Genomic DNA, 22,875 nt, shown 5'->3' on the forward strand with positions numbered 1-22,875 from the left:
TCCTGGAGCAGGAAGGGGCAGGGGTTCCCTGCCTTTGGCCCGCCCGACCCCCGGACCCCGAATCGGTGGTTGATAGCGCAGGTCTGGGAATGCCGAATGACCCCCTGCGCGAACGCGTAATTCGGCTGCCTGAGCGCGGGACACGCCGGGGATCACGGTCCCGGCCCGGCGTGTCCCGCCTTTAGGTAGGCGTGTTCGGCCTTCGGGTAGGTGTGTCCTGTCTTTGTGCAAGTGTGTTCGGGGCTCGTGCAGTCGTGTGACGCGTTGGGGTAGTGCGACTGGGCCGGTCCTGGGCTCCCGGCGCGGTCGTCGGTTCGGGTCCGTGATCAAGCCCGCTGGCGTCGGTTGGGGATCACCTGTATGTGTTGGCTATGCGATACGTGGCCCTGGCCGGGGATGAGCTCGTGGTGTCGGTGTTGGGGCTGGGGTGCGGGAACTTCGGCGGGGTGGGGTCGGCTCCGGAGTTGTTCGGACGGGGCGACGACGAGCGGGCCGCGGGGGTGCTGCTCGATGCCGCCGTCGAGCGGGGGATCACCTTGCTGGATACCGCCAACTCGTATGGAGGTGGCCGGTCGGAGGAGTGGATCGGGCGGTGGCTTGCCGGCCGGGGGGTGCGGGACGAGCTGGTGATCACTACGAAGGTGGGTAACCCGGTCGGGCCGGGGGAGTCGGATCGGGGGTTGTCGGCGGGGCACATCAGGGCCCAGGTGGAGGGTAGCCTGCGCCGGTTGCGAACGGATCGGATCGATCTGTACCTGACGCACGCTCCGGATCCGGGGACGCCGCTGGAGGAGACGTTGGGGGCGTTCGACGGGCTGGTGCGGGCGGGGAAGATCCGCTGGTATGGGTTGAGCAATGTGGACGGTGGGGAGGTGGAGCGGGCCGTGGCGGTTGCGGAGCGGGACGGGCTGCACCGGCCGGTGAACCTCCAGATCGGACACAGTGTGCTCGAGCCGGCCGATGCCGACACTCTGGACGCGTGTGTCAGGCGTGGGGTCGCCGTGACGGCGTACAGTCCGCTGGCCGGCGGGTGGCTGGCGCGGGACTACCGGCCGGGGGAGCCTTATCCGGTGGGGTCGCGTATGACGCTGCGGCCGGAGCCGTACCGGGACATCGAGCGGCGGGTGGCCGGCGGGGCCATGGACACGGTGCGGGCCGAGGCGAAGCGGCGGGGCGTGAGCCTTCCGACGCTGGCGCTGGCGTGGGTTCTGGGTGAGCCGGCGGTGGCCGCGGCCATTGTCGGAGCGCGTACCCCCGAGCACCTGGTCCCGGCGTTGGGTGCGCTCGAGCTCGAGCTGACGGATGCCGAGCGTGCCGCGATCATGAACCGGTAGGAGCAGATGTCGCTGGACTCGGTCAACACCTTCATCGGCACCCAGCATGACGGGAACACGTTCCCGGGGGCGGCGATGCCGTTCGGGATGGCCCAGTCCAGCCCGATCGGCTCGCACTACTCCGGCTGGCGGTACGACGACCCGGTGATCCGCGGGTTCGGCCACTTCTTCCTGTCCGGCGCGGGATGTGCTGAGCAGGGTGGGCTGGTGTCGATCCTGCCCACCACCGGAGCCGTCGGGCCCGGCTTCGACCAGCAGCGCTACGCGTCGCCGTACATCCACGACGGCGAGGTCGGGACGCCGGGCTACTACCGGGTGCGGCTCACCGGGTACGGCGGGATCACCGTCGAGTGCACGGCGACGACCAGGGTCGGGGTGGAGCGGTTCACCTTCCCGGCGAACGGCCCGTGGAACGTGCTGGTGAACGTGGGCCAGGCCAACGCAAAGGAGCCCGTGCGGGCCAGCGGCATCCGGGTCGTCGACGACCGGACGCTCAGCGGATCGGTTGTGGCCAAGGCCTTCTGTGGTGGGCGGCCGTACCGGACCTACTTCACCACGACCTTCGACCGGCCGTTCACCGGCTTCGGCACCTGGGCCGGGCCGGTCGCGATGCCCGGCTGGCGGGAGGCGGCCGGCGGGATCGGCCTGCGTGGCGCCTGGGTCACCTTCGGCGACGCCGGGGACAACCGGATCACCGCATACACCGCGATATCCCATGTGGACTATGCCGGCGCCGAGCGCAACCTCGCCGCCGAGGTGCGCGCCGGCGACCGGCTGCTGACCTTCGACGAGCTGCGCGACCGCGCGCGGGACGCCTGGCGCGCCGAGCTGTCCACTGTAGACATACCGACCGCGACCGACGACGACCGCGCCGTGTTCTTCACCGCCCTGTACCACGCGCTGCTGCAACCGTTGACCGGCAACGACGTGGACGGCCGGTACCTTGGCTTCGACAATCGCGTGCACCGCGCGGACGGCTGGACGTATTACGAGTACTGGTCGCTGTGGGACACCTACCGCACGCACAACCAGCTGCTGGCGCTGCTGCGCCCGGCCCGGTCCCGGGACTTCGCCCGGTCCGTGCTGGCCATCCACGAGCAGGGCGGGTGGCTGCCCCGGTGGGCGTACGCCAACCAGGAGACCAACACGATGACCGGGGATCCGGTCACCCCGTTCCTGGTGGATCTGTGGCGGTTCGGCGCACTGGCCGGGCGGGAGCGGCAGGCGTACGAGGCGCTGCGGCAGAACGCCACCGGTGTGCCCCCCGCGGAGTCACCGTTCGAGGGCCGGGCCGGCAACCCGACCTACCTGGCCAAGGGGTTCGTCCAGTACGACCCGTTGTTCAAGCTATTGCGGCTCAAGGGGCACGATGCCGACCCGCGGCACGGCGGCTCGGCCACCTTCGAGTACGCGCTGGCCGACTTCGCACTGTCCATGATGGCCGACGGGCTCGGCCACGCCGAGGACGCCGAGGCGCTGCGGCGGCGCGCCCGCAACTACCGCAACCTCTGGGACACCGGGGTCGGCGAGCACGGCTTCACCGGCTTTCCGCGCCCACGACGCGCCAGCGGCCGCTGGTACCGGCCACTGTTCCGCCGGTACAGCCCGCAGGCGTCCCGCGGCTTCCACGAGGGCACCGCCTGGCAGTACCAGTGGCTGGCCCAGCACGACGTCCCCGGTCTTGTCGACCTCATGGGCGGCACGGACGAGGCCCTGCGCCGCCTCGACTACTTCTTCGCCTACCCCGATCTCGTCGCGGACCCGGCCCGGACCGTGCGGGAGAAGTGGGTCGTCGGCGCCTACTCCTACTACAACCAGTCCCGGTACAACCCGGACAACGAGCCGGACCTGCACGCGCCCTGGATGTACGCCCTGATCGGCCAGCCGTGGAAGACCTCGGCCGTCGTGCGGGCCGCGCAGACGCTGTTCGTTAACGCCCCCAACGGGGTCACCGGCAACGACGACCTCGGCACGATGTCGGCCTGGTACCTGTTCAGCGCGCTGGGCGTCTACCCGGCCGTCCCGGGCACCGGCCGCTTCGTTCTGCACGCCCCGCGGTTCCCCCGCGCCACCCTCCACCTGGCGAACGGCGCCGAGCTGGTGATCAGCGCTCCGGCCGCCGATCCGCCGCGGCTGCAATACATTCGGAGCATGACCGTCGACGGCGAGCCGTGGAACCGCCCCTGGATCGACTACTCGCGGCTGTCCGCCGGCGCGACCCTCGAGTTCGACCTGACCGACGACCCGGCCGAGGCGACGTTTGCCACGGCGCCGGCCACAATCCAGCCATGACCGACTCGCAGCTGCCCGGAGCGATCCGACTTCCCGACGGCTCCTGGGTGCGCGGCCGCGGCCTGCGCGACCCCGCGCCGCCCGGCCCGGCCCCCGACTTCGGCCTCTACCTGGGCACAAGCCGGCTGCGGCGCAAGCACGACGGCGAGTTGCCCTGGCCGCAGCAGTGGATCTCCTGGCCCGACTTCCTCCTGCCGCTGGACCGCGCGGCGGCCATCCGGGACATCCGCGCCCTGCACGAGCGGGCCCGCGCCGGCCAGCGCGTCGAGGTCGCCTGCGGCGGCGGTGTCGGCCGCACCGGCACCGTCATCGCCTGTCTTGCCGTCCTCGCCGGACTGCCGCCCGGCGAGGCCATCGAATGGACCCGCGCCCACTACCACCGCCGGGCCATCGAAACGCCCTGGCAGCGCCGCTGGGTCATGCGCTTTCCGGAACAATGACCCCATGCGAACGGCATTGGTGCTCGGCGGTGGCGGCGTGGCCGGGATCGCCTGGCAGACTGGGATCCTGGCCGGCCTGACCGACTCGGGCGCGGAAGTGCTCGACGCCGATCTGGTCGTGGGCACGTCGGCCGGGTCGACGGTCGGCGCCCAGGTGACCAGCGGTCTGTCCATAGCGGACCTGTTCGAGCGGCAGGTCGATCCGGCGCTTCAGGTCAGGGAACTGCCGGCGGACGTGGACATGGAGACGTTCACCGCCACGATGGCGGAGATCCTGGCCGGGGCGCCGGACCGGGCCGAGATCCGCCGCCGGGTCGGGGCCTGGGCGCTGCGCACCCCGACGGTCGCCGAGTCCGTGCGGCGCGAGGTGATCGCCGCGCGGCTGCCGGCGCACGACTGGCCGCGGCGGCCGCTGATGATCACCGCGGTGGACGCGCACACCGGGCAGCGGCGGGTGTTCGACCGCGAGTCCACTGTGGACCTTGTGGACGCGGTGGCGGCGAGCTGTGCCGTGCCGGGGACCTGGCCGCCGGTCACGATCGGCGGCAGCCGGTACATCGACGGGGGCGTGCACTCCAACGAGAACGCCGACCTGGCATCCGGATACGACCGGGTGGTGGTGCTGTCGCCGCTGCCGCCGGAACTGGCCGAGCTGCCGTGGGTCCGGCTCGACGAGGAGGTGGAGTCGTTGCGGCGCCAGGGATCCGAGGTCGTGGTGATCCGCCCGGACGAGGCCTCGCTGTCCGCGATGGGGCCCAACCTGCTCGACCCGGCCGTCCGCGCGCCCGCGGCCACCGCCGGCCGCGCGCAGGGCCGCCGGCTCGGTTAGGGGACCGCGCGCAGGGCGCCTGGCCGGCGGCCGGTGAGCGTGGCCAGCGCGGTGGACGTGGCGTCGTCCGCGGGCAGGTAGACGATCATGCGCTGCTCGTCGGCGAGGTCGAGGGTCTCGTAGGCCAGGCGCAGCGGGCCGGCCTCCGGGTGCTGCCACCGCTCGACGCCCGAGCGCCGGGGCAGGCCGGTGGCCGCCGCCAGCCGCTCGGTGAACGCGGCGCCGGCGATCACGGTCAGCAGCTCGGTCAGCTCGGCGACGGCCGGGTCGTCCCGGTAGGACTCGATCCTGAGGTTGGCCGCCTCATCGGTGGCCACCCGCTCCCAGTCGGGGAAGGCGGTCCGGGCGCGGGCGTCGGTGAACAGGAACCGGGCGAGGTTGGGCCGCTCGCCGTCCAGCACGCCGACCGGCCCGGCCAGCAGCGCGTAGCCGGTGGTGTGGGCGAGCACGTCGGCCAGCCGGTTGAGCACGATGGCCGGGGTGGGCTCGAGCCGCTCGAGCATGGCCAGGACGGTCGGGCGCACCGACCGGGCCGGCGCGGACGCCGGGCAGATGTGCCCGGTGCCGGCCTTGGCGAGCAGCCGCAGGTGCATGCGCTCGTCGGCGGACAGCCGCAGCGCGTCGGCAAGCGCGCCGAGCACCTGGGCGGACGGGTGGCGGTCGCGGCCCTGCTCGAGCCGGGTGAGGTACTCGACGCTGATCCCGGCCAGCGTGGCCAGCTCGGACCGGCGCAGCCCCGGCGTGCGGCGCCGGGCGCCGACCGGCAGCCCCAGGTCGGCCGGCGTCACCGCCTCCCGGCGGTCCCGGAGGTAGGCGCCCAGCTCGTTGTCGCTCACGACCCCGAACGTACCCGCGTCCAAGCCGCCGAGGGTGGCCCTGCCGGGGCCAGCCTCACCGCGGTCTCCCTCGCCGGGAAAACCGTCGTGAGTCTTTCGGGGGCTATCGCACCACAAAAGACTCACGACACAGGGGAGTGGACATGGATCTGGGAATCGCGGGGCGGACCGTCATCGTGACCGGGGCGTCCGGTGGGCTCGGCCGCCGCATCGCGCGCGCCTTCGCCGCCGAGGGCGCCGACGTGGTGCTCACCTACCACGGCGCCCAGTCGGAAGCGGAGCTGGTGGCCAAGGAGATCGGCGATCGCGCGCTGGTCGTGCGGTACCAACTCGGCGACGCCGACTCGGCCCGTGCCGTCGCCGACGCGGCCCTGCGCTGGACCGGCCGGATCGACGTGCTGGTCAACAACGCCGTGACCTGGGGCAGCCTCGCGTCGGCGCAGGACCGCCCGTTCGAGGCCGTGCCGGACGACGACTGGCTGAGCATGGTGCGGGCCAACATCGCGGGCGCGGTGCAGCTGACCAGGGCGGTCGCACCGGTCATGCGGGAGCGGCGGTGGGGGCGGCTGGTGCACATCTCGTCGACGCTCGCCGCCGACGGCCTCGCCGGCGCGGAGTACTACGGCGCGGCCAAGGCGGCGCTGCACGGGTTCAGCCGCTCGGCCGCGTTCAGCCTCGGCCGCGACGGCGACATCCTGTCCAACGTGCTGATGCCGGGACTCACCCGCACCGAGACCAACACCGCGATCGCCGACGAGCACGGCGACCACTACGCCGCGCTGGCCCCGATCGGCCGGCTGCTCGACGCCGACGAGGTGGCCGGCCCTGTGGTGTACCTCGGCTCGGCCGCCAACACCGGCATCACCGGCCAGGTGATCACGGTGAGCGGCGGTGCATAGGTCGCCTTTGGTTGACTGGCCCGTGTGGAGGGGCAGCCAAGGGCCGCGGTGATCACGCCCGTGACGCTGGCGGTGGCCGGGATCGTGCTGGTCGCCGCCACCATGCGCGGGCCGTTCACCTCGGTCGGGCCGCTGCTGGAGACCATCCGGTCCGACCTGCGCCTGTCCGCGGTCGCCGCGGGAGCGCTGGGCATGCTGCCGCTGCTGGCCTTCGCGGCGGTGTCGCCGGTGGCGCCGGCGGTCGGGCGGCGGCTGGGGCTGGAGCGGTCGCTCGGGCTGGCGCTGGTGGTTCTCGCCGTTGGCGTGCTGCTGCGGTCGGCGCCCGGTGCGGTGGCGCCGTTCGCCGGGACCGCGCTGATCGGGATTGCGATCGGGCTGGTGAACGTGCTGCTGTCCGGGCTGATCAAGCGGGACTACCCGGACCGGGCCGCGGCGCTGACCGGCCTGTACACCACCACGATGGGCGCCTTCGCGATGATCGGCTCGGGGGTGGCGGTCCCGGTGGCCGACGCCGCGCCCGGGGGCTGGCGGACGTCGCTGGGCCTGTGGGTGGTGGTCGCGGTGATCGCGCTGGTCGCCTGGCTGCCCCGGCTGCGGCGGCCGGAGCCGCGGCCCGCGGGCTCGGCGGACCGGCCCGCCGGCCGGACGCACTGGCGGTCGCCGCTGGCCTGGCAGCTCACCGCGTTCATGGGCCTGCAGTCGCTCGGCTTCTACGTCGCGGTGTCCTGGCTGCCGACCATCCTGCTGTCCACCGGGGTGAGCATGGCCGCCGCCGGCTGGTACCTGGCGTTGATGCAGCTGACCGGGCTGGTGGCGTCGGCGCTGTCGCCGCCGATCGTGCGGCGGCTGCCCGATCAGCGGCTGTTCACCGCCGGGGCGGCGGTGCTCGGCGTGCTGTCGTACCTCGGGTTCGTCGTCGCGCCCGACCTGGGTCTGGTGTGGAGCGCGACGGTCGGGCTCAGCCAGGGCGTCGGAATCACGCTGGCGCTGTCGTTCTTCGCGCTGCGGGCGCGCGACGCCGGCCAGGCCGCGGCGCTGTCCGGGATGGGCCAGTCGCTCGGCTACCTGCTCGCCGCGCTCGGCCCGCTGCTGTTCGGCGTGCTGCACGACGCCACCGGCGGCTGGTCGGCGCCGCTGGTGATCCTGGCCGCCCTGATCGGCGTCCAGGCCGTGGTCGCGCTCGGCGCCGGCCGCGCGCGCAAGGTGGCCTGACGGTCCATTATGGACTTTCTTCCGGTGTGCGGTGTTGCGCCGCGAATGTTGTTGGGGTGGCGTGGGCTGGTTACGTTGTCTGGATGGAGCCGACGATCTCACGCAGCGTGGAGATCAAGGCCGCTCCGCACCTCGTCTGGTCGATGATCACCGATCTGCCGCGGATGGGTGAGTTCAGCCCGGAGAACATCGGCGGCCGGTGGGTCGACGGCGCCACCGGCCCGGCGGTCGGCGCGGAGTTCCGCGGCGTCAACCGCAACGGCAGCAAGCAATGGTGGACGAAGGTGCGCGTGGTCGCCTACGAGCCCGAGCGGCTGTTCACCTTCGACGTCCGCACGCCGTTCGGCGTCCGGGTGTCCCGCTGGTCCTACGAGCTCGCCCCGACTCCGGACGGCTGCCGGCTGACCGAGCACTGGTACCGGGTCGGCAGCTGGTTCATCCGCCGCTTCATGGGCCCGCGCGTCACCGGCCGGGCCGACCGCCCCGGCTACAACGCCGAGTCCATCGAGCACACCCTCGCCGCGGTCAAGGCGCGCGCCGAGGCTCGGACCCCAGATAGTCCTTGGCGAGCCGCTTAGGCGCCCGCAGCAGCCACGCGTCGACGATCAGCTCGGTCAACTCGGCGACGTCGATCCGGTCGAGGCGGACCAGGACGGCGGGATACCCGTCGAAGTGCGGCGTGGTGAAGTACACCTCCGGGTCGTCGGCGATCAACGCCTCCTTCACGCCCACGTCCGCCACCCGCACCCCGAGGATCGGCCCGTCCGGAGCCTTGTCCCCCAAGGCCTCCAGATCCGATCGCCGCAGCGGGCGCTCCCAGACGAAGGTCTTGTCCTTGACGACCCAGCTGGCGTTCCCGCGGGAGGAACGCTCGTCGGTCCCGGGCAGAGCCAAGGCGATCCGCCGCACATCGGTCCAGGTGGCCATGGCTGGACCCTAGCGGCAGGCATGGGATCCTTGGGCGGGTGTCGACCGAGATCCTTTCCCTGTCCGGGTCCGACGTCGAGTCCCTGCTCGACCTGGACGCCGCCATGGCATCGCAGCGTGCGGCGTTCGTCGCGCTGGCCCGCGGGGCGGTGGACCTGCCGCCGAAGATCATGCACCCGAGCCGGTTCGACGACAGCGTGGTGCTGGCGTACGTGGCGCGGGTGTCGGGACGGACCGGGGCGGTTGCCAAGATCGGCAGTGTGAACCCGGGGAACGCGGGGGCCGGGCTTCCCACGGTGTCGGCGATCGTCGTGGCGCTCGATCCCGGGACCGGGCGGCCGGTGGCCATCGTGGACGGGGTGGCGATCACGACGCTACGGACCGCGGCGGCCAGCGCGGTGGCGGTGGATGCGCTGGCGCGGGCGGATGCGGGCAGTCTCGGGGTGCTGGGGTCGGGGGTTCAGGGGCGGGCGCACGTGCGGGCGATTGCGCGGGTACGTCCACTTCGGACGGTGCGGGTGTGGAGTCCCACCGCGGAGCATCGGGAGCGGGCGGCGGCGGAGCTGGCCGGGGAGCTGGGCATCGACGTGCGCGCGGTGGACGGTGCGGAGCGGGCCGTTGCGGGGATGGACATCGTGGCGGCGTGCACGCTCAGCCGGCAGCCCGTGGTGCGGGGGGAGTGGCTCGGTCCGGAGTGCACGGTGGTCAGCGTCGGCTCGTTCGAGCCGGGGCGGCGCGAGGTCGACCGCGAGGTGATCCGCCGGGCGGGCGCGGTGGTCGTCGACGACCCGGGCACGGCGGTCGAGCACGCGGGCCCGGTCATGGACGCGCGGCTCGGTCCGGCCGATCTCGTTCCGCTCGGCGCGGTGCTTGCCGGGGACCGGTCCGTACCATCGGGAATCGTGTTCTACAACAGCGTGGGGCTGGGGGTGCAGGACGCCGCCGCGGCGTGGGCGGTCATCGATGCCGCGCGGGCGCGGCGGTGAGCGCGCCGGCCACCGCCGGGGTCGTCGTCATCGGTGGCGGGGTGATCGGGACCAGCGTCGCCTATCACCTGGCGCGGGCCGGGGTGGGCGGCGTCGTGCTGGTCGAGCGGGACACGCTGGCGTCCGGGTCGACGTCGCGGGCGGCCGGTGGGGTGCGGGCGCAGTTCTCCGACGAGCTCAACATCCAGCTGGGGGCGCGGAGCCTGGAAGCGTTCGGGCGGTTCGCCGAGGAGCCGGGGCATCCCATCGGGCTGCGCCGGGTGGGGTACCTGTTCCTGCTGTCCACACCTGAGGACGTCGCCGAGTTCGAGGCGAGCGTGCGGCTGCAGAACGGGTTCGGGGTGCCCAGCCGGATGATCGACCCCGCCGAGGCGTGCCGGTTGTCGCCGCTGATCTCCGCCGAGGGGCTGCTGGCGGCGGCGTTCTCCCCGGACGACGGGCACTGCACGCCCGAGGCCGTCGTCCAAGGCTATGCGGTCGCGGCCCGGGGGCTCGGCGCCACGATCGTGCGGCAGTGCGAGGTGCTCGACATCCAGACCCGCGGGGACGAGATCACCGGCGTGGTGACGTCGCGGGGGCGGATCGGGACGCACGCCGTCGTGTGTGCCGCGGGGGCGTGGTCGCGGGGAATCGGGGCGATGGTGGGGGTCGACCTGCCGGTGCAGCCGGTGCGGCGGCAGGTCGCGATCACCGAGCCGATTCCCGGACTGCCGCCGGACCTCCCGATGACGATCGACTTCAGCACCACGTTCTACTTTCACGGCGAGGGCCGGGGGTTGCTGATCGGAATGTCCGATCCGAACGAGACACCGGGGTTCCGCACGGACATGTCGGACGGCTGGCTGCCCCGGCTGTACGACGCGATCGGCAGCCGGGCGCCCGCGCTGCTCGACGTCGGCATCGCCGGCGGATGGGCAGGGCTGTACGAGGTCACGCCCGACCACAACGCGCTGATCGGCGAGGCGTCGGCGCCGTCCCGGTTCCTGTACGCGACGGGGTTTTCCGGGCACGGGTTCCTGCAGGGCCCGGCGGTCGGCGAGGTGGTCAGGGACCTGTTCCTCGGCCGGACCCCGCTCGTCGACGTCGGACCGTTGCATGCCGGACGGTTCGCCGAGAACGCGGCGCGGCCCGAGGTGAACCGGGTCTAGGGGCGCGCCCGCGGGTTGCTGCGCTGGTCGAGGGTGTCGCGGCGGAGCTGCTCGGTGTGCTCGGTGACGGACTTGATCCGTCTGGCCAGTTTCGCGTGGGTGGCCTCCAGGTGTGAGTGGGCGTCGGCGAGCGGGGTGAGCAGGGTGGCCGGATCGTCGTCGGCCAGGGCCCGCTGGACGACGTCGACGCGGTGCTGGGCCGGCGCCGCGAGATCCTCGAGCGCGCTGACCTGGCCGGCCAGTTGCCGAAGGACGCCGGAGTTCTCCCGGGCCCAGCGCGCGACGGCCCGGTCGCCCGCGCGCTTGTCCCGCTCGGCGCGCACCCGGCCCTCCCCGGTGAGCTCTCCGGCCGCGGGCCGCAGCCGCAGGTAGCGTCGCTCGGCCGCCTGGCGGCTGGTCACGCCGAGCGCCGGGGCCAGGCTGGCCCAGCTGACGCCGCGCTCGCGGGCCGCGGTAATCAGCTCGGGCTCCCAGGAGGCCAGCTGCTCGCGCAGGTGACGCAGCACGGTGAGGGCCGCGAGGAGGTGCTCGGCGGTGATCGCCTCGGCGTCCGCGCCGGACCGCACCGCCTGGACGAGCGTGACCGCCTCGGTGATGGCCGAGGTCGTCACGGGCACGTCGGCCAACCGCTCGCGGGCCTCGTCGTAGTCGCGCGTCAAACGTCATCCTTTCGACGACAACAGACTTGTCATCGGAACGATGACATGATATACCGGACGTGCGCGTTGACACCACCACAGTCGACTCGAGCAGGAGGTGAACCGACGATGTTGATGCGCACCGACCCGTTCCGCGAGCTTGACCGGTGGACCCAGCAGGTCTTCGGCAATCTCGCCGGTACGTGGTCACGACCAACGGCGATGCCATTGGACGCCTACCGCAGTGGCGACGAGTTCGTCGTGGCGTTCGACCTGCCCGGCGTGTCACCCGACGCCATTGAGTTGAACGTCGAGCGCAACGTCCTGACCGTCAAGGCCGAGCGCCGCCCCGTCGCCACCGGCGAACACGTGGAGATGCAGGTCGCCGAGCGTCCCCTCGGTGCGTTCTCTCGTCAACTCTTCCTCGGCGACACCCTCGACACGGACCACATCCAGGCCAGCTACGACGCCGGCGTGCTCACCCTGCGGATCCCGATCGCCGAGCAGGCCAAGCCGCGCAAGATCGCGATTTCCGCGACCGAGACGCCCAAGGAGATCAACGCCTGACCAACGCCGGATGATCGTCATGGCCCCGGTGCGCCAGACGCTCGAGCAGGACGAGTTCCTCGCCATGCTGTGCGCGGACGAGGAACTGCTGCGAGCCGAGTTCGAGGCGATCATCGAGGCGTCCTGGGACGAGCCCGCCCCGCCCGCCCGACCCAAGGGACGGCCCGGGCCACCCCCCGACCGGGCCGGTCGGCGAGACGGGGCAACCGTCCATCGGCAACGGCCGCATCCCCTCGGTGACGCCTCGGCTCGGCAGCGCTCCCCTCCGTGCGGTGTGGCCCGGACGACCGACGCAGAGAGGTAGGTGATCGGGTAGCGAAGGATCCTGACAGCCGTGGGAAGTGCCTGTCGGGAGCGAGCACACCGGCAGGCCTCTTCCTCCCTATAGGAGGTGAGTGGCGACGACCGACTACTACGCCGTGCTCGGCGTGGCCAGCACCGCCTCCCCGCTCGAGATCAGCCGTGCCTACCGGCGTCTTGTGCGGCGGTACCACCCCGACGCCCAGGACGCCGGGGCGCGGCCCGACCGGCTGCAGGAGGTGATCACCGCCTACAAGGTGCTGCGCGACCCCGCCCAGCGCGCCGACTACGACCGCCGGCGCGAGCCGCCACCCCCGCGGCAGGCCGCCCGGCGGGCTCGCCCACGCGACACCGAGCCGATGATTCGCGTCGGGCCGGTCCGCTACCACGGCCCGGCCCGATCGTTCTAGTGCCTACTGCCAGAGCGCCATGATGATCGAGATGATCAGGATTCCGACCACGTGGTAGCCGGAGGTGATGGCGACCCACACCATGGGTTGGGGTTTCTTCGGATCGAAGAATCCGGTCACCAGCAACGCCATGCCGGCCAGCCCCACACCGGCGACCAGACCGAGAACGATGGCCTCGCCAAAGGTGTCCGTGCCGGTGGCCGCTGCCAACATTGCCACGGCAATCGTGGTCACAATGCAGGTGATCAACGGCATCAGGTAGAGGGTCACCGGCGGTTTCTCGCCTTCCGGCGCCTCCCAACCCACGGCCTTGGTCCATTGCTTGCCGAACAGCAGGTTGGAATACCACAGCCCGCCAAGCGCAAAGAACGCGATCGCCGAGACGAGCACGGCGAGCCAGTTCAGGTCGCCCAGCACCGAGAAGCTCATGCAGACCTCCGATCCGGATCAACGACGGATCGCATAGTGGCCCGCCCCAACCCGGCTGTCTACACAGAACCGACAGCCGAGTGTCAATTCGTGATCTCAACCGCAGGCCTCGGCCGCCCATTTCCGCTCGATTCATTCCCGCCAAGAATGAAGACGAGCGCGATGATGGCCGCCACCACCGCGAGCAGTGCCAAGAGGACCGCCGCGGAACGGAGGTCGGACCCCACGGCTCTGCGGAAATCGGACGACTGTCTCATATGGATCGACGATGGTGGCGAAGCCGGCGGCAGGGGAGCGGCGAGCCTCAGGGCTTGCGGCCGACCGCGGCGTAGAACATGGAGTTGATGCCGGGGTAGGGCGACAGGTCGGCCGGGTCTTCCGGCCGCCAGTGCGCGAAGCCGACCAGGCCGGGCTCGACGAGGTCGAAGCCGGCGCACATGCGCAGGATCTCGGCGTGCGTGCGGGGGTAGACAGGATGGTGGGTCGACCTGTAGGCCTCGATCACCTCGGCCAGCCCCGGGACCTCGGTGTCCGCCGTGCCGTGGGCGATGGCCATGTAGCTGCCGGAGGCGAGCCGGTCGCGGTAGCCGGCCAGGATGCAGGCCGGGTCCGCGGCGTCCGGGATGAAGTGCAGCATCGGCGCGATGAGGCCGATGGGCGCATCGAGGTCCAGCAGCTCCCTCGTCGCCTCGGCGTCGAGGACGCCTGGGATGTCGCGCAGGCTCGCCAGCAGCACCGCCGTGCCCCCGACGTCCTCCAGCAGCAGCTCGGTGTGCGCGACGGCCACCGGGTCGCCGTCGACGTAGACCACCCGGCACTCGGGAGCGGCCCGCCGGACGATCTCGTGCAGGTTGCCGACGGTGGGGATGCCCGAGCCGATGTCGAGGAACTGGCGGATGCCCTGCTCGACCATGAACAGCGCGGCCCGGCGCAGGAACGCCTGGTTGAGCCGGGCGACGTCCTCCACCCCGGGCATCATCCGGATGATCTTCTCGGCCAGCTCGCGGTCCGCGGCGAAGTTGCGCCCCCCGCCCAGCCAGTAGTCGTGCATCCGGGCGGGGTGCGCCACGCTCATGTCGATCCGGGGCGGAACCCAACGCAGGTATCCGGTCACCGTCTGCCTCAACGCCCTTCGGCCGATCCCCTCGGCGTGCTACGCCGATCGAGTGTATGCCCATACGTCCAGACCCGGTGATCGTCGGGGAGGGCGCGCCGGTCATCCTCCTTGCGGAGGACGCTGTCGCAATATGCACATCGAAATGTGCGCCGAGTATTTGACGGCTGCCCAATAGGGAAAGTACACGGCACGTATTCGAGATGGTACCCATTGTGTACCGCGCTGACCAGCCATTACGGCAAATGGAGTAAACCCCGTAGGGTCTAAAGTCCTTACCGGAAATACGTTCGGCGTGGCGGGATGCCCGGCCTTGACATCAACCGTCGTATCCGATTGTGTCCCCGTTGCCATATACCTGGGTCGAGAAGCACTCCATTCTCGGCGGACGGCTGAGGCAGCCGGCTGTCCGGCCGTTGTGCCGGTCGTGAGGGGCACAGGCAGAGCCCGAGGAAAACCAGACCGCAAGGCAGTTGGAGAGGGTCGTGCCCGAGCCAGGCCACCAGAATCCCGCCCGATGGCACGTCAACGCCTGGAGCCTGCGCACGAAGGTCGCGGTCGTGCTGCTGCTGCCGGCGGCGGTCGCGCTCGTGCTCGGCGGCCTGCGGGTTCAGTCCCAGTTGGACGAGGCCAGCCGGCTGAGCGCCATCCGGGATCAGATGACCATGCTCGGGGACGCCGTCGCGCTGACCAACCTGGTCTCCGACGAGATGGTGGCCGCGACCCCGCCGGGTGGTCCAGACCTCGAGACGCTGCAGAAGGCCGTCGACGAGCGCGCCGCGAGCGTCCAGCGCCGCGCGGTCACCACCGGGCTGCCCGCCGAGCTGTCCGGCATCCTCAGCGAGGCGACCGGCCAGCTCAGCGAGCTGCGCCGGCAGGCGGCCAGCCCCAACCGCAACCCCACCAACGAGACCGCCGGATACCTCGACGTCGTCAACGGCCTCTCCGAGTTGGCGCCCGGGATCGTCGGGACGGCCGGCGACGACGACCTCGAGCGGCCGGCCCGCGCGGTGACGTACCTGCTGCGGCTGCGCGGCATCCTGGCCATCGAGGAGATCGTCCTGCGGTTCAGCACCGGCTCCACCCCGGTCGACGCCGGCACCGGCCAGCGCAGCGCCGCCGAGGAGCAGTTGCTCAGCGAGCAGATCCGGCGCGACCTCCCGCCAGCCGACGTCGCCGCGTTCGACCGGGCGACCGCCACGGCCCAGGACCGGCGGGACACCTACCAGGCCGCGTTCGTCGGCGCCGGCACGATCACGCCGGCCACCCTGCTTCCCGGGCTGGAGAGCGAGTCGCAGGGGCTGGCCGACCTGGCCACGAAGCTGGTCGGCAACCTGGGCGACACCGTGTCGGCACGCACCAACCAGGCCCGCTCCGAGGCCCTGCGGGACGCGGCCATCGTGCTCGGCGCGCTGCTCGCGGCGCTGGCGATCGCGCTGATCGTGGCCCGCTCGCTGCTGGCGCCGGTCCGGGTGCTGCGGTCGGCGGCGCTGCGGGCCGCGCACCACCGGCTGCCCGAGACGGTCGAGCGGGTGCGCCTCGGCGAGCGGGTGGACTGGCGCACGATCGAACCGGTCCCGGTGCGCACCGAGGAGGAGATCGGCCAGCTCGCCAGGGCCTTCGACGACATGCACCAGCAGGCCGTCCGGCTCGCCGGCGAGCAGGCCGAGCTGCGCCGCCAGGTCAGCGAGATGTTCACGACGCTGTCCCGGCGCAGCCAGTCGCTGGTCGAGCTGCAGCTCGAGGTGATCGAGACGCTGGAGTCCGACGAGCAGGACCCGAAGCGGCTCGAGGGGCTGTTCCGGCTCGACCACCTGGCCACCCGGCTGCGGCGTAACGGGGAGAACCTGCAGGTGCTCGCCGGCGGCACGCCCGCGCGGCGCGGCCAGGGCCCGGTGACGGTGGTCGAGCTGCTGCGCGCGGCGACGTCGGAGGTCAACGACTACACCAGGATCAGCCTCGGGCACGCGCCCAACGGGTCGGTCCGGGGCAGCGCGGCCGCCGACGTGGTGCACATTCTGGCCGAGCTGCTGGAGAACGCCACCCGGTACTCGTCCCCGGAGCGCAAGGTGGTGCTCACCGCCGACCGCGGATCCGACGGCGGGCTGCTCATCGAGGTGGTCGACGCCGGGCTCGGCATGGCGCCGGACGACCTCGCCGCGGCCAACCAGCGGCTCGCCGCCAGCGACGACGTCGGGCCGGAGACCACCCGCCGGATGGGCCTGTTCGTGGTCAGCCGGCTGGCCGCGCGGCACGGCGTGACGGTCCGGCTGCGTCCGACCTACGAGGGCGCCAAGCAGTCCGGCATCACCGCCAGCGTGCACGTCCCGGCCACGCTGGTGATCGCCGACGGCACGCCGCAGGTCCCGGCCGTCCCGCGGATCCCGGCCGCCCCGCAGGCCCCGGCCGCCCTCGTCGCTCCGGCCGCCCCGAGCCCGCCGATCGCGCCGGTCGCCAAGATCGTCGCGCCGGAGCCGCTCGGCACCGGCCACAACTGGTTCGTCCCCCTGACTCCGGTCACGAGCCCGGTGGCCGAACCGGTCATCGACGTACCCACCACCAGAACGACCGCGGCCGGCCTGCCGATGCGCAAGCCCGGCGCGCGGGTGCTGCCGATCCCGGCCCGCGAGCCCGCGGCCGCCAGGGTCGGCTTCCGTGATCCCGAATCAATTCGCAGCAATCTTGCCCGGCACTACGACGGAGTGCGGGCGGCGCGGCAGCGCACCCAGACGGAGTCCGAGGCGCAGGAGGGGTCATGACCATGGAGATGGCGACGGACACCGAGTCGCTGGGCTGGCTGGTATCGGCCTTCACCAAGGATGTTCCCGGTGTGGCACACGCCGTGCTGGTGTCCGCCGACGGGCTGATGGTCGCCGCGAGCGAGGGCCTGCCCCGGGACCGCGCCGACCAGCTGTCGGCGATGGCCGCGGGGCTGGCCAGCCTCACCACCGGCGCCGCTGCGCTGTTCACCGCGGGCCGCGTGGTCCAGTCGGTGATCGAGATGGAGCGGGGTTTCCTGCTGCTGATGAGCGTCGGCGACGGGTCCCACCTGGCCGTGCTGGCCGCCGCCGGGTGCGACATCGGCCTCGTCGGCTACGAGATGACACTGCTCGTCGACCGGGTCGGCCGGATGGTCGACACGCCGGTGCGCGGGACCGCCGATCGTTGATGCGGGGTTGGGGGTAGAGGTGAGCGAAGCCGAGCCAGGCCACGGGGGTTCCCGACCGGCCCTGGCGCGCCCGTACTCGTGGACCGAGGGCCGGACCCAGCCGGCCGTCGAGATCGCGGTCGAGGCGCAGGTGCGGGCCACGGTGGACTGGATCCCCCACCCCCGAACCAGTCCGCTGTGGACGGTGATCGGGCTGTGCGCCGAGCCGTGCTCGGTGGCCGAGATCGCGGCGCACATGGCGGTGCCGCTCGGCGTGGCCAAGGTGCTGGTCGCGGATCTGCTGCGGGACGGCCTGGTGAGCGTGGCGGCCACGCTCGGCGAGGACGCCAGCGTGGACGAGCGGCGGGAGTTGATCGAAAGGGTGCTCAGTGGACTTCGCGCTCGGTAAGCCGGTGCAGCACCGGCGGATCACCTCGGCCAAGATCGTGGTGGCCGGGGGGTTCGGCGTCGGCAAGACCACGTTCGTCGGCGCCATGTCCGAGATCGCCCCGCTGCGCACCGAGGCGCTGATGACCGACGCCAGCATCGGCGTCGACGAGGTGTCGGCCACCCCGGGCAAGATGTCCACCACGGTGGCGATGGACTTCGGCCGGATCACGCTGGCCGACGACCTGGTGCTCTACGTGTTCGGCACGCCCGGCCAGCACCGGTTCTGGTTCATGTGGGACGACATCACCCACGGCGCGATCGCCGCGGTCGTCCTCGTCGACACCCGGCGCCTTGCCGACTGTTTCTCGTCGATCGACTATTTCGAGGCCCGCGAGGTGCCCTTCCTGGTGGCGATCAACCAGTTCGAGGGCACCCGGCAGCACGCGCACGACGAGGTGCGCGAGGCCCTTGCGCTGCCGCCGGACATCGCGGTGATCACGTGCGACGCCCGCTCCCCGGAGTCGACCAGGCAGGTCCTGATCGCCGCCAGCGAGCACGCACTCAATCGGTTGCCGAAGCGGCCCGCGCGCGTGCGCCGCCTCGGTTGAGAGGAGCTCCCCATGGATGATCACGTCCACCACTTCGAGATGGGTGGCTGGCTGCTGTTCCTGGCGTACGTCACGTCGGTCGTCGGCTGCACCGTCGGGCTCGCCTGCACGCTGCACTCCCGCTACACGGGCTCTCCGCGCGCCCGGATCATGTGGCTGTGCCTCGGCGCGGTGTCCATCGGCGGCGTCGGCATCTGGGTCATGCACTTCATCGCCATGCTCGGGTTCGCCACCCCCGGCATGCCGGTCCGCTACGACGTCGGCCGCACCGTGCTGTCCGCGGTGCTGTCGGTGTCGTCGGTGTTCCTCGGCCTGCTGGTGTTCGGCGTCCGCACCAAGTTCACCCTCTGGCGGTTGATCGTCGGCGGCATCATCACCGGCCTTGCGGTCAACCTCATGCACTACACCGGGATGTGGGCGGTCCAGGTCAAGGGCGAGATCGGCTACCACGCCGGCCTCGTGCTGCTGTCGATCGCGATCGCCGTCGTCGCGGCCACCGCCGCGCTGTGGTTCACCGTCGCGGTGGACAAGCTGGCGCTGCGCGTGGTCGCCGGCCTGATCATGGGCGTCGCCGTCACCGGCATGCACTACACCGGAATGGCCGCCGTGCGCGTCCGGCTCGACCCGGCCGCTCCCGACCCCGCCGGCGTCGAGGTGTTCGGCTTCCTGTTCCCGGTCTTCGTCCTCGCCGCCGTCGCGCTCGCCGTGCCGATCTGCGCCGCCCTCATGGCCACCTCCCCGGCCGAGAAGGAGGCCGAGCTCCGCGCGGCGGTCCCGGAAAAGGTACCCGCGATGTGATAGCACTTGTCCCGCGTCAACGTCGACGTGTGAACCCCAAACCCACGTTGCAGACTGCGGGAGGCGCAAGCCATGCTCCGATTGGGCCGCGTTCCGGGCGGCGAGGTTCGCTTGACGTTCGTCCTGCCGGCCGACGAGCCGCCCGGCCGAGTCAGCGTCGTCGGCGACTTCAACGACTGGCGGCCGGGCGTCCACGAGCTGCGCCGCCGCAGCAACGGCACCCGCTCGCTGGCCGTCACCGTCCCCGACGGCACTCCCGTCCGCTTCCGGTACCTCGCCGAGGGCGGCCACTGGAGCAACGAAACGGATCACCCTCGGGTCAGCCGGATCGGCGACGACAGCTTGATCATCGCCACGGTCTGACCACCACCCGAAGATGCGTTCGGCGTTGGCCCCCCGTACCGCCCGCGCGGTGCCGGGGGGCAGCGCGTCGACCCTGGCCAGGCGGCCCTTCATGTCGCCGACCTTGTGCGGGTAGTCCGAGCGGTACAGGACGTGCTCCGCGCATCACGAGCTAGCGCGTCTGCAGGCCCTCGAGCATCATCCGGGTTCCGGTGGCCAGCCAACGTTGGCGGAGCTCGATGGACATGGGGGTGGTGGCCGAGCGGCGCATGACGTCGAACATGATGGCCACCAGGGCCTGGCCGGCGATGTCGACGTCGATGTCGGGCCGGAGGAATCCTTTGTGGATCCCATTGTTGATGAGTCGGCTGGTGTAGGCCAGGAAACCGTCGAGCGCCACGGCCAGCCGGGCGGGGTCGGTCGCCTGGCGGTAGAGGAACCGGATGAGATGCGGGTGCTGGTCCTGCAGCGTGAACAGGCGCAGGTATATGCGTTGGATCTGCGCGCGGTGCTCGGCGAGGTTGCCGCTTGACTCCGGATCCTCCTCCAGAATCGTGTCGTTGATCCGGCGCACGGCCAGGTCGACGGCCTGGCTCACGATATCCTTCTTGTTCTTGAAGTACCGGTAGAACGTGCCGTGGCCGATGCCCAGATCGGTGGCGATGTCCGCGATGCCGGCCTCGTGGTAACCCCGCTCGGCGAACACCCGGGCGGCCGCCTCCAGGATCTGCTCTCGCCTCCCGTCACTCATCCGACGATCCCGCGCCGCGCCATCACGTGCTCGACCAGAGTGATCAGAAGCTGCTTCGCCGAGGCGCGCTCGCGGGCGTCGCACAGGACCAGCGGCACCGTGGCGGCGACGTCGAGCGCCTGCCGGACCTCGCCGACACTGTAGAGCTGCACGCCGTCGAAGCAGTTCACCCCGATGACGAATGGTATTTCGCGGCGCTCGAAGAAATCGATCGCGGCGAAGCTGTCGTCGAGCCTTCTGGTGTCGGCGAGCACGATGGCGCCGAGCGCGCCGCGGGACAGCTCGTCCCACATGAACCAGAACCGGTGCTGGCCGGGCGTGCCGAACAGGTACACCACGAGCTCGGGGTCGATGGTGATCCGACCGAAGTCCAGCGCCACCGTGGTGGTCGATTTCCGTTCCACGCCGGTGAGATCGTCGATGCCGAAGCTCGACTCGGTGATCACCTCCTCGGTGTGCAGCGGGTCGATCTCGCTGACCGCGCCGACCATCGTGGTCTTGCCGACGCCGAACCCGCCGGCGATCAGGATCTTGACCGTGACCGCCTGGAGCACGGCTTCCGACGCCTCAGAGGTTGCGGATGCCATCGAGCACCTTTTGCATCATGTCGAGGTCCGGGGCGGCCGGCTGCCAGCTCGACCGGAATATCAGGTACCGGCGCTCGATCAGATCACTGATCATCACCTTGATCACGCCCAGCGGCAGCGAAAGCCGCGCGGCCACCTCGGCGACCGACAGCGGGTAGGCGCACACCCGCAGCACGTCGGCGTACTCCGGCTCGACGAGCCGGGCGTGCGCGTCCGGGTCGATCGCCACCACGAGCGTGATCAGGTCGAGGTCGTACCGGGAGGGTCTGGTGCGGCCGCCGGTGACCGCGTACAGCGGCACCAGTGGTCCGGCCTCCTCGTCATACCATTCGTCGTCGGTGGTGTTCATCGGCCGTGTGGGTCGGTTCCCATGGTTCGCGGTGCGGACGACAGGCAGGCCCCCACCCTGGACACCAGCAGGTTCGTCTCGTAGGCAAGCATCCCCAGGTCCGCCTCCTCGGTGGCCAGCAACGCGATGCACGCGCCGAATCCCGCGGCGGTCACCAGCAGGAACGCGTGCTCCATCTCCACGACGGTCTGCCGGACGTCGCCGCCGCCGAAATGTCGCCCGGTTCCCTTGGCCAGGCTCTGGAATGCCGACGCCACGGCGGAAAGGTGCTCGGCGTCCGGAAGGGACATGTTCGCAGAACGGCCCAGCAGCAACCCGTCTGAGGAGAGCACGACCGCCCGGTCGGCGCCGGCCACGCCGTCGACAAGACCGTCCAGCAGCCAGTCCAGCTCGGTCACACCCGATCGCACCGTCATCCTCGCTCACCTTCGGTCGTCCGGGCCTGCCGGGTGCCCTGCTGGAACGCCGACATCGTGCGGCGCAACCGCTCGGATCTGTGCAGGTTCTCCTCGTCGCCGACGGGTTGGCGCTCTGCGGCCCGTGCGGGGTTCGACGGGGCGTCGGCGACCAGCTGGGGCGCCAGGTTCGCCTGCCGCTCGCGCCGGGGAAGCGGCGGCTTGACCGGCGCACCGGCCAGCGTGGCGGTGATGGTCGAACCGTCGGTGTGCGCCATGCTGTCCATAGTGGACGGAATCGGTTGCGCGACCGGCTCCGGGCCCGGTCGCCGCGTGGCTTCGGCGATCCGCGTGGCCGGAACGAGCACCACCGCGCGGGTGCCCCCGTAGTCGCCGTCCCGCAGGGAGATCTTGATCCCGTGCCGGGCGGCGAGCCGGGCCACCACGAACATACCGATTCTCGGCTCGTCCGACAGCGCCATCACGCCGAAGTCCGGCGGGTCTTGCAGCATCGCGTTCAGCTCGTCCATATGGGACGGTTCGATGCCGAGGCCCTGATCCTCGATCTCGATGACCACGCCCCGGCCGACCACGTTGCCCCGAACCTCCACTCTGGACTCCCGCGGGGAGAACGCGCAGCCGTTGTCGATCAGCTCGGCGAGCAGGTGCACCAGGTCGCCGACGGCCGCCCCGATGATCGACACCTCGGGCAGCTGGCTGGCGTTGACCCGGGTGTACTGCTCGGTCTCGGCGATCGCGCCGCGCACGACATCGCGCAGCGCCACCGGGTTGCGCCACTGCCGGCCGGGTTGCTCGCCGGCCATGATGATCAGGTTCTCGGCGTTGCGCCGGCTGCGGGTCGCCAGGTGGTCGAGCTGGAACAGGGTCTGCAGCTGGTCGGGATCGTCGACCGAGCGCTCGGCCTTGTCCAGCACCTTGAGCTGGCGGTGCACGATCGTCTGGCTGCGGCGCGCGATGTTCAGGAACACCGAGCGAACCCCCTGCCGGGTCTCCGCCTCCCGCACCGCCGCGGCGATCGCGGTGCGCTGCGCGTGGTTGAACGCGTCGGCGACCTGACCGACCTCGTCGCCGCCGAAGTCCAGCCGATCGACCTGCTTTTCCAAGTCGATCGGCTGGCCCGCCCGG

General features: G+C 71.5%; 28 protein-coding genes. 18 read left to right on the forward strand and 10 right to left on the reverse strand.

What is annotated here, in order from left to right; all coding sequences use genetic code 11:
- Positions 1-371 precede the first annotated feature (371 nt).
- The 4 genes from VGX25_RS02960 to VGX25_RS02975 are packed head-to-tail and all read left to right on the forward strand — an operon-like array spanning position 372 to position 4,895.
- Entirely contained in the window at positions 372-1,334 is a 963-nt protein-coding gene (locus VGX25_RS02960) for an aldo/keto reductase (RefSeq protein WP_326916002.1), read from the forward strand.
- A gap of 6 nt (positions 1,335-1,340) precedes the next feature.
- Entirely contained in the window at positions 1,341-3,626 is a 2,286-nt protein-coding gene (locus VGX25_RS02965) for a GH92 family glycosyl hydrolase (RefSeq protein WP_326916003.1), read from the forward strand.
- Positions 3,623-4,066: a protein-tyrosine phosphatase family protein gene (locus tag VGX25_RS02970; protein WP_326916004.1), complete on the forward strand. Its 444-nt coding sequence runs from the start codon at positions 3,623-3,625 to the stop codon at positions 4,064-4,066. Before VGX25_RS02965 ends, VGX25_RS02970 begins: the two co-directional genes overlap by 4 nt.
- A 4-nt stretch (positions 4,067-4,070) precedes the next feature.
- The gene (locus VGX25_RS02975; protein ID WP_326916005.1) at positions 4,071-4,895 is read left to right on the forward strand and encodes a patatin-like phospholipase family protein; all 825 of its coding nucleotides are present in this window, start codon (positions 4,071-4,073) and stop codon (positions 4,893-4,895) included.
- On the opposite strand, the gene VGX25_RS02980 is transcribed toward VGX25_RS02975, so the two are convergent.
- Entirely contained in the window at positions 4,892-5,731 is an 840-nt protein-coding gene (locus VGX25_RS02980; RefSeq protein ID WP_326916006.1) for a helix-turn-helix transcriptional regulator, read from the reverse strand. The genes VGX25_RS02975 and VGX25_RS02980 overlap by 4 nt on opposite strands.
- 143 nt (positions 5,732-5,874) lie before the next feature.
- Here VGX25_RS02980 and VGX25_RS02985 point away from each other — a divergent pair, with 143 nt between their 5' ends.
- The 3 genes from VGX25_RS02985 to VGX25_RS02995 all read left to right on the forward strand — a co-directional run bounded on the left by VGX25_RS02985 (position 5,875) and on the right by VGX25_RS02995 (position 8,420).
- The gene (locus VGX25_RS02985) at positions 5,875-6,630 is read left to right on the forward strand and encodes an SDR family NAD(P)-dependent oxidoreductase (RefSeq protein ID WP_326916007.1); all 756 of its coding nucleotides are present in this window, start codon (positions 5,875-5,877) and stop codon (positions 6,628-6,630) included.
- 24 nt (positions 6,631-6,654) lie between these two features.
- Positions 6,655-7,842: an MFS transporter gene (locus VGX25_RS02990; protein WP_326916008.1), complete on the forward strand. Its 1,188-nt coding sequence runs from the start codon at positions 6,655-6,657 to the stop codon at positions 7,840-7,842.
- A gap of 83 nt (positions 7,843-7,925) precedes the next feature.
- Complete coding sequence (locus VGX25_RS02995; RefSeq protein WP_326916009.1) at positions 7,926-8,420, forward strand: SRPBCC family protein; 495 nt, start codon at positions 7,926-7,928, stop codon at positions 8,418-8,420.
- On the opposite strand, the gene VGX25_RS03000 is transcribed toward VGX25_RS02995, so the two are convergent.
- Positions 8,368-8,769 (reverse strand): MmcQ/YjbR family DNA-binding protein, encoded by a 402-nt coding sequence (locus tag VGX25_RS03000; protein WP_326916010.1) that lies wholly within the window; start codon positions 8,767-8,769, stop codon positions 8,368-8,370. The genes VGX25_RS02995 and VGX25_RS03000 overlap by 53 nt on opposite strands.
- 38 nt (positions 8,770-8,807) lie before the next feature.
- Between VGX25_RS03000 and VGX25_RS03005 the strand changes: the two genes are divergently transcribed.
- The gene (locus VGX25_RS03005) at positions 8,808-9,755 is read left to right on the forward strand and encodes an ornithine cyclodeaminase family protein (RefSeq protein ID WP_326916011.1); all 948 of its coding nucleotides are present in this window, start codon (positions 8,808-8,810) and stop codon (positions 9,753-9,755) included.
- The gene (locus tag VGX25_RS03010) at positions 9,752-10,903 is read left to right on the forward strand and encodes an FAD-binding oxidoreductase (protein WP_326916012.1); all 1,152 of its coding nucleotides are present in this window, start codon (positions 9,752-9,754) and stop codon (positions 10,901-10,903) included. Before VGX25_RS03005 ends, VGX25_RS03010 begins: the two co-directional genes overlap by 4 nt.
- On the opposite strand, the gene VGX25_RS03015 is transcribed toward VGX25_RS03010, so the two are convergent.
- Positions 10,900-11,514, reverse strand: a complete 615-nt coding sequence (locus VGX25_RS03015; RefSeq protein WP_414635706.1) for an HSP18 transcriptional regulator — start codon at positions 11,512-11,514, stop codon at positions 10,900-10,902. The genes VGX25_RS03010 and VGX25_RS03015 overlap by 4 nt on opposite strands.
- A gap of 156 nt (positions 11,515-11,670) precedes the next feature.
- Here VGX25_RS03015 and VGX25_RS03020 point away from each other — a divergent pair, with 156 nt between their 5' ends.
- From VGX25_RS03020 to VGX25_RS03030, 3 genes are all read left to right on the forward strand, one after another.
- Positions 11,671-12,108, forward strand: coding sequence for an Hsp20/alpha crystallin family protein (locus VGX25_RS03020; RefSeq protein WP_326916013.1), 438 nt, complete (start codon positions 11,671-11,673; stop codon positions 12,106-12,108).
- Positions 12,109-12,118: 10 nt separating this feature from the next.
- On the forward strand, positions 12,119-12,412 hold the full coding sequence (locus tag VGX25_RS03025; RefSeq protein ID WP_326916014.1) for a hypothetical protein: 294 nt from the start codon (positions 12,119-12,121) through the stop codon (positions 12,410-12,412).
- Positions 12,413-12,503: 91 nt separating this feature from the next.
- Positions 12,504-12,818, forward strand: coding sequence for a DnaJ domain-containing protein (locus tag VGX25_RS03030; protein WP_326916015.1), 315 nt, complete (start codon positions 12,504-12,506; stop codon positions 12,816-12,818).
- A gap of 3 nt (positions 12,819-12,821) precedes the next feature.
- Here the strand turns inward: VGX25_RS03030 and VGX25_RS03035 are convergent, their stop codons facing one another.
- Both VGX25_RS03035 and VGX25_RS03040 read right to left on the reverse strand, forming a co-directional pair.
- Entirely contained in the window at positions 12,822-13,247 is a 426-nt protein-coding gene (locus VGX25_RS03035; protein WP_326916016.1) for a DUF1761 domain-containing protein, read from the reverse strand.
- 304 nt (positions 13,248-13,551) lie between these two features.
- The gene (locus VGX25_RS03040; protein WP_326916017.1) at positions 13,552-14,361 is read right to left on the reverse strand and encodes an SAM-dependent methyltransferase; all 810 of its coding nucleotides are present in this window, start codon (positions 14,359-14,361) and stop codon (positions 13,552-13,554) included.
- A gap of 485 nt (positions 14,362-14,846) precedes the next feature.
- Between VGX25_RS03040 and VGX25_RS03045 the strand changes: the two genes are divergently transcribed.
- From VGX25_RS03045 to VGX25_RS03070, 6 genes are all read left to right on the forward strand, one after another.
- A complete protein-coding gene (locus tag VGX25_RS03045) occupies positions 14,847-17,120 on the forward strand; it encodes an ATP-binding protein (protein ID WP_326916018.1) in 2,274 nt (757 codons plus the stop codon).
- Complete coding sequence (locus VGX25_RS03050) at positions 17,117-17,530, forward strand: roadblock/LC7 domain-containing protein (protein WP_326916019.1); 414 nt, start codon at positions 17,117-17,119, stop codon at positions 17,528-17,530. Before VGX25_RS03045 ends, VGX25_RS03050 begins: the two co-directional genes overlap by 4 nt.
- A 19-nt stretch (positions 17,531-17,549) precedes the next feature.
- The gene (locus tag VGX25_RS03055) at positions 17,550-17,918 is read left to right on the forward strand and encodes a DUF742 domain-containing protein (RefSeq protein WP_326916020.1); all 369 of its coding nucleotides are present in this window, start codon (positions 17,550-17,552) and stop codon (positions 17,916-17,918) included.
- Positions 17,899-18,507 (forward strand): GTP-binding protein, encoded by a 609-nt coding sequence (locus VGX25_RS03060; RefSeq protein ID WP_326916021.1) that lies wholly within the window; start codon positions 17,899-17,901, stop codon positions 18,505-18,507. The genes VGX25_RS03055 and VGX25_RS03060 overlap by 20 nt, the downstream gene beginning before the upstream one ends.
- 12 nt (positions 18,508-18,519) lie before the next feature.
- Positions 18,520-19,305 carry an MHYT domain-containing protein gene (locus VGX25_RS03065; RefSeq protein ID WP_326916022.1) on the forward strand — a complete coding sequence of 262 codons (786 nt, stop codon included), beginning with the start codon at positions 18,520-18,522 and terminating at the stop codon, positions 19,303-19,305.
- A gap of 111 nt (positions 19,306-19,416) precedes the next feature.
- On the forward strand, positions 19,417-19,668 hold the full coding sequence (locus tag VGX25_RS03070; protein ID WP_326916023.1) for an isoamylase early set domain-containing protein: 252 nt from the start codon (positions 19,417-19,419) through the stop codon (positions 19,666-19,668).
- A 151-nt stretch (positions 19,669-19,819) separates the two neighbouring features.
- Here VGX25_RS03070 and VGX25_RS03075 read toward each other — a convergent pair whose 3' ends face one another.
- The 5 genes from VGX25_RS03075 to VGX25_RS03095 all read right to left on the reverse strand — a co-directional run.
- Positions 19,820-20,398: a TetR/AcrR family transcriptional regulator gene (locus VGX25_RS03075; RefSeq protein WP_326916024.1), complete on the reverse strand. Its 579-nt coding sequence runs from the start codon at positions 20,396-20,398 to the stop codon at positions 19,820-19,822.
- Complete coding sequence (locus VGX25_RS03080) at positions 20,395-20,985, reverse strand: GTP-binding protein (RefSeq protein WP_326916025.1); 591 nt, start codon at positions 20,983-20,985, stop codon at positions 20,395-20,397. The genes VGX25_RS03075 and VGX25_RS03080 overlap by 4 nt, the downstream gene beginning before the upstream one ends.
- A complete protein-coding gene (locus VGX25_RS03085) occupies positions 20,966-21,334 on the reverse strand; it encodes a DUF742 domain-containing protein (protein WP_326916026.1) in 369 nt (122 codons plus the stop codon). The genes VGX25_RS03080 and VGX25_RS03085 overlap by 20 nt, the downstream gene beginning before the upstream one ends.
- Positions 21,331-21,750 carry a roadblock/LC7 domain-containing protein gene (locus VGX25_RS03090; RefSeq protein WP_326916027.1) on the reverse strand — a complete coding sequence of 140 codons (420 nt, stop codon included), beginning with the start codon at positions 21,748-21,750 and terminating at the stop codon, positions 21,331-21,333. The genes VGX25_RS03085 and VGX25_RS03090 overlap by 4 nt, the downstream gene beginning before the upstream one ends.
- A partial coding sequence (locus VGX25_RS03095; protein WP_326916028.1) for a sensor histidine kinase occupies positions 21,747-22,875 on the reverse strand: 1,129 nt, incomplete at its 5' end. The genes VGX25_RS03090 and VGX25_RS03095, both read right to left, overlap by 4 nt.

The organism is Actinophytocola sp. (genome assembly GCF_035942955.1).
Lineage (GTDB): Bacteria > Actinomycetota > Actinomycetes > Mycobacteriales > Pseudonocardiaceae > DASYTH01.

Bases quoted from the DNA above. Each gene is read 5' to 3' on its own strand.
- VGX25_RS02960 (WP_326916002.1), top strand. From the start codon at position 372: ATGCGATACGTGGCCCTGGCCGGGGATGAGCTCGTGGTGTCGGTGTTG.
- VGX25_RS02965 (WP_326916003.1), top strand. From the start codon at position 1,341: ATGTCGCTGGACTCGGTCAACACCTTCATCGGCACCCAGCATGACGGG.
- VGX25_RS02970 (WP_326916004.1), top strand. From the start codon at position 3,623: ATGACCGACTCGCAGCTGCCCGGAGCGATCCGACTTCCCGACGGCTCC.
- VGX25_RS02975 (WP_326916005.1), top strand. From the start codon at position 4,071: ATGCGAACGGCATTGGTGCTCGGCGGTGGCGGCGTGGCCGGGATCGCC.
- VGX25_RS02985 (WP_326916007.1), top strand. From the start codon at position 5,875: ATGGATCTGGGAATCGCGGGGCGGACCGTCATCGTGACCGGGGCGTCC.
- VGX25_RS02995 (WP_326916009.1), top strand. From the start codon at position 7,926: ATGGAGCCGACGATCTCACGCAGCGTGGAGATCAAGGCCGCTCCGCAC.
- VGX25_RS03000 (WP_326916010.1), bottom strand. From the start codon at position 8,769: ATGGCCACCTGGACCGATGTGCGGCGGATCGCCTTGGCTCTGCCCGGG.
- VGX25_RS03020 (WP_326916013.1), top strand. From the start codon at position 11,671: ATGTTGATGCGCACCGACCCGTTCCGCGAGCTTGACCGGTGGACCCAG.
- VGX25_RS03025 (WP_326916014.1), top strand. From the start codon at position 12,119: ATGATCGTCATGGCCCCGGTGCGCCAGACGCTCGAGCAGGACGAGTTC.
- VGX25_RS03035 (WP_326916016.1), bottom strand. From the start codon at position 13,247: ATGAGCTTCTCGGTGCTGGGCGACCTGAACTGGCTCGCCGTGCTCGTC.
- VGX25_RS03050 (WP_326916019.1), top strand. From the start codon at position 17,117: ATGACCATGGAGATGGCGACGGACACCGAGTCGCTGGGCTGGCTGGTA.
- VGX25_RS03065 (WP_326916022.1), top strand. From the start codon at position 18,520: ATGGATGATCACGTCCACCACTTCGAGATGGGTGGCTGGCTGCTGTTC.
- VGX25_RS03075 (WP_326916024.1), bottom strand. From the start codon at position 20,398: ATGAGTGACGGGAGGCGAGAGCAGATCCTGGAGGCGGCCGCCCGGGTG.
- VGX25_RS03080 (WP_326916025.1), bottom strand. From the start codon at position 20,985: ATGGCATCCGCAACCTCTGAGGCGTCGGAAGCCGTGCTCCAGGCGGTC.
- VGX25_RS03085 (WP_326916026.1), bottom strand. From the start codon at position 21,334: ATGAACACCACCGACGACGAATGGTATGACGAGGAGGCCGGACCACTG.
- VGX25_RS03090 (WP_326916027.1), bottom strand. From the start codon at position 21,750: ATGACGGTGCGATCGGGTGTGACCGAGCTGGACTGGCTGCTGGACGGT.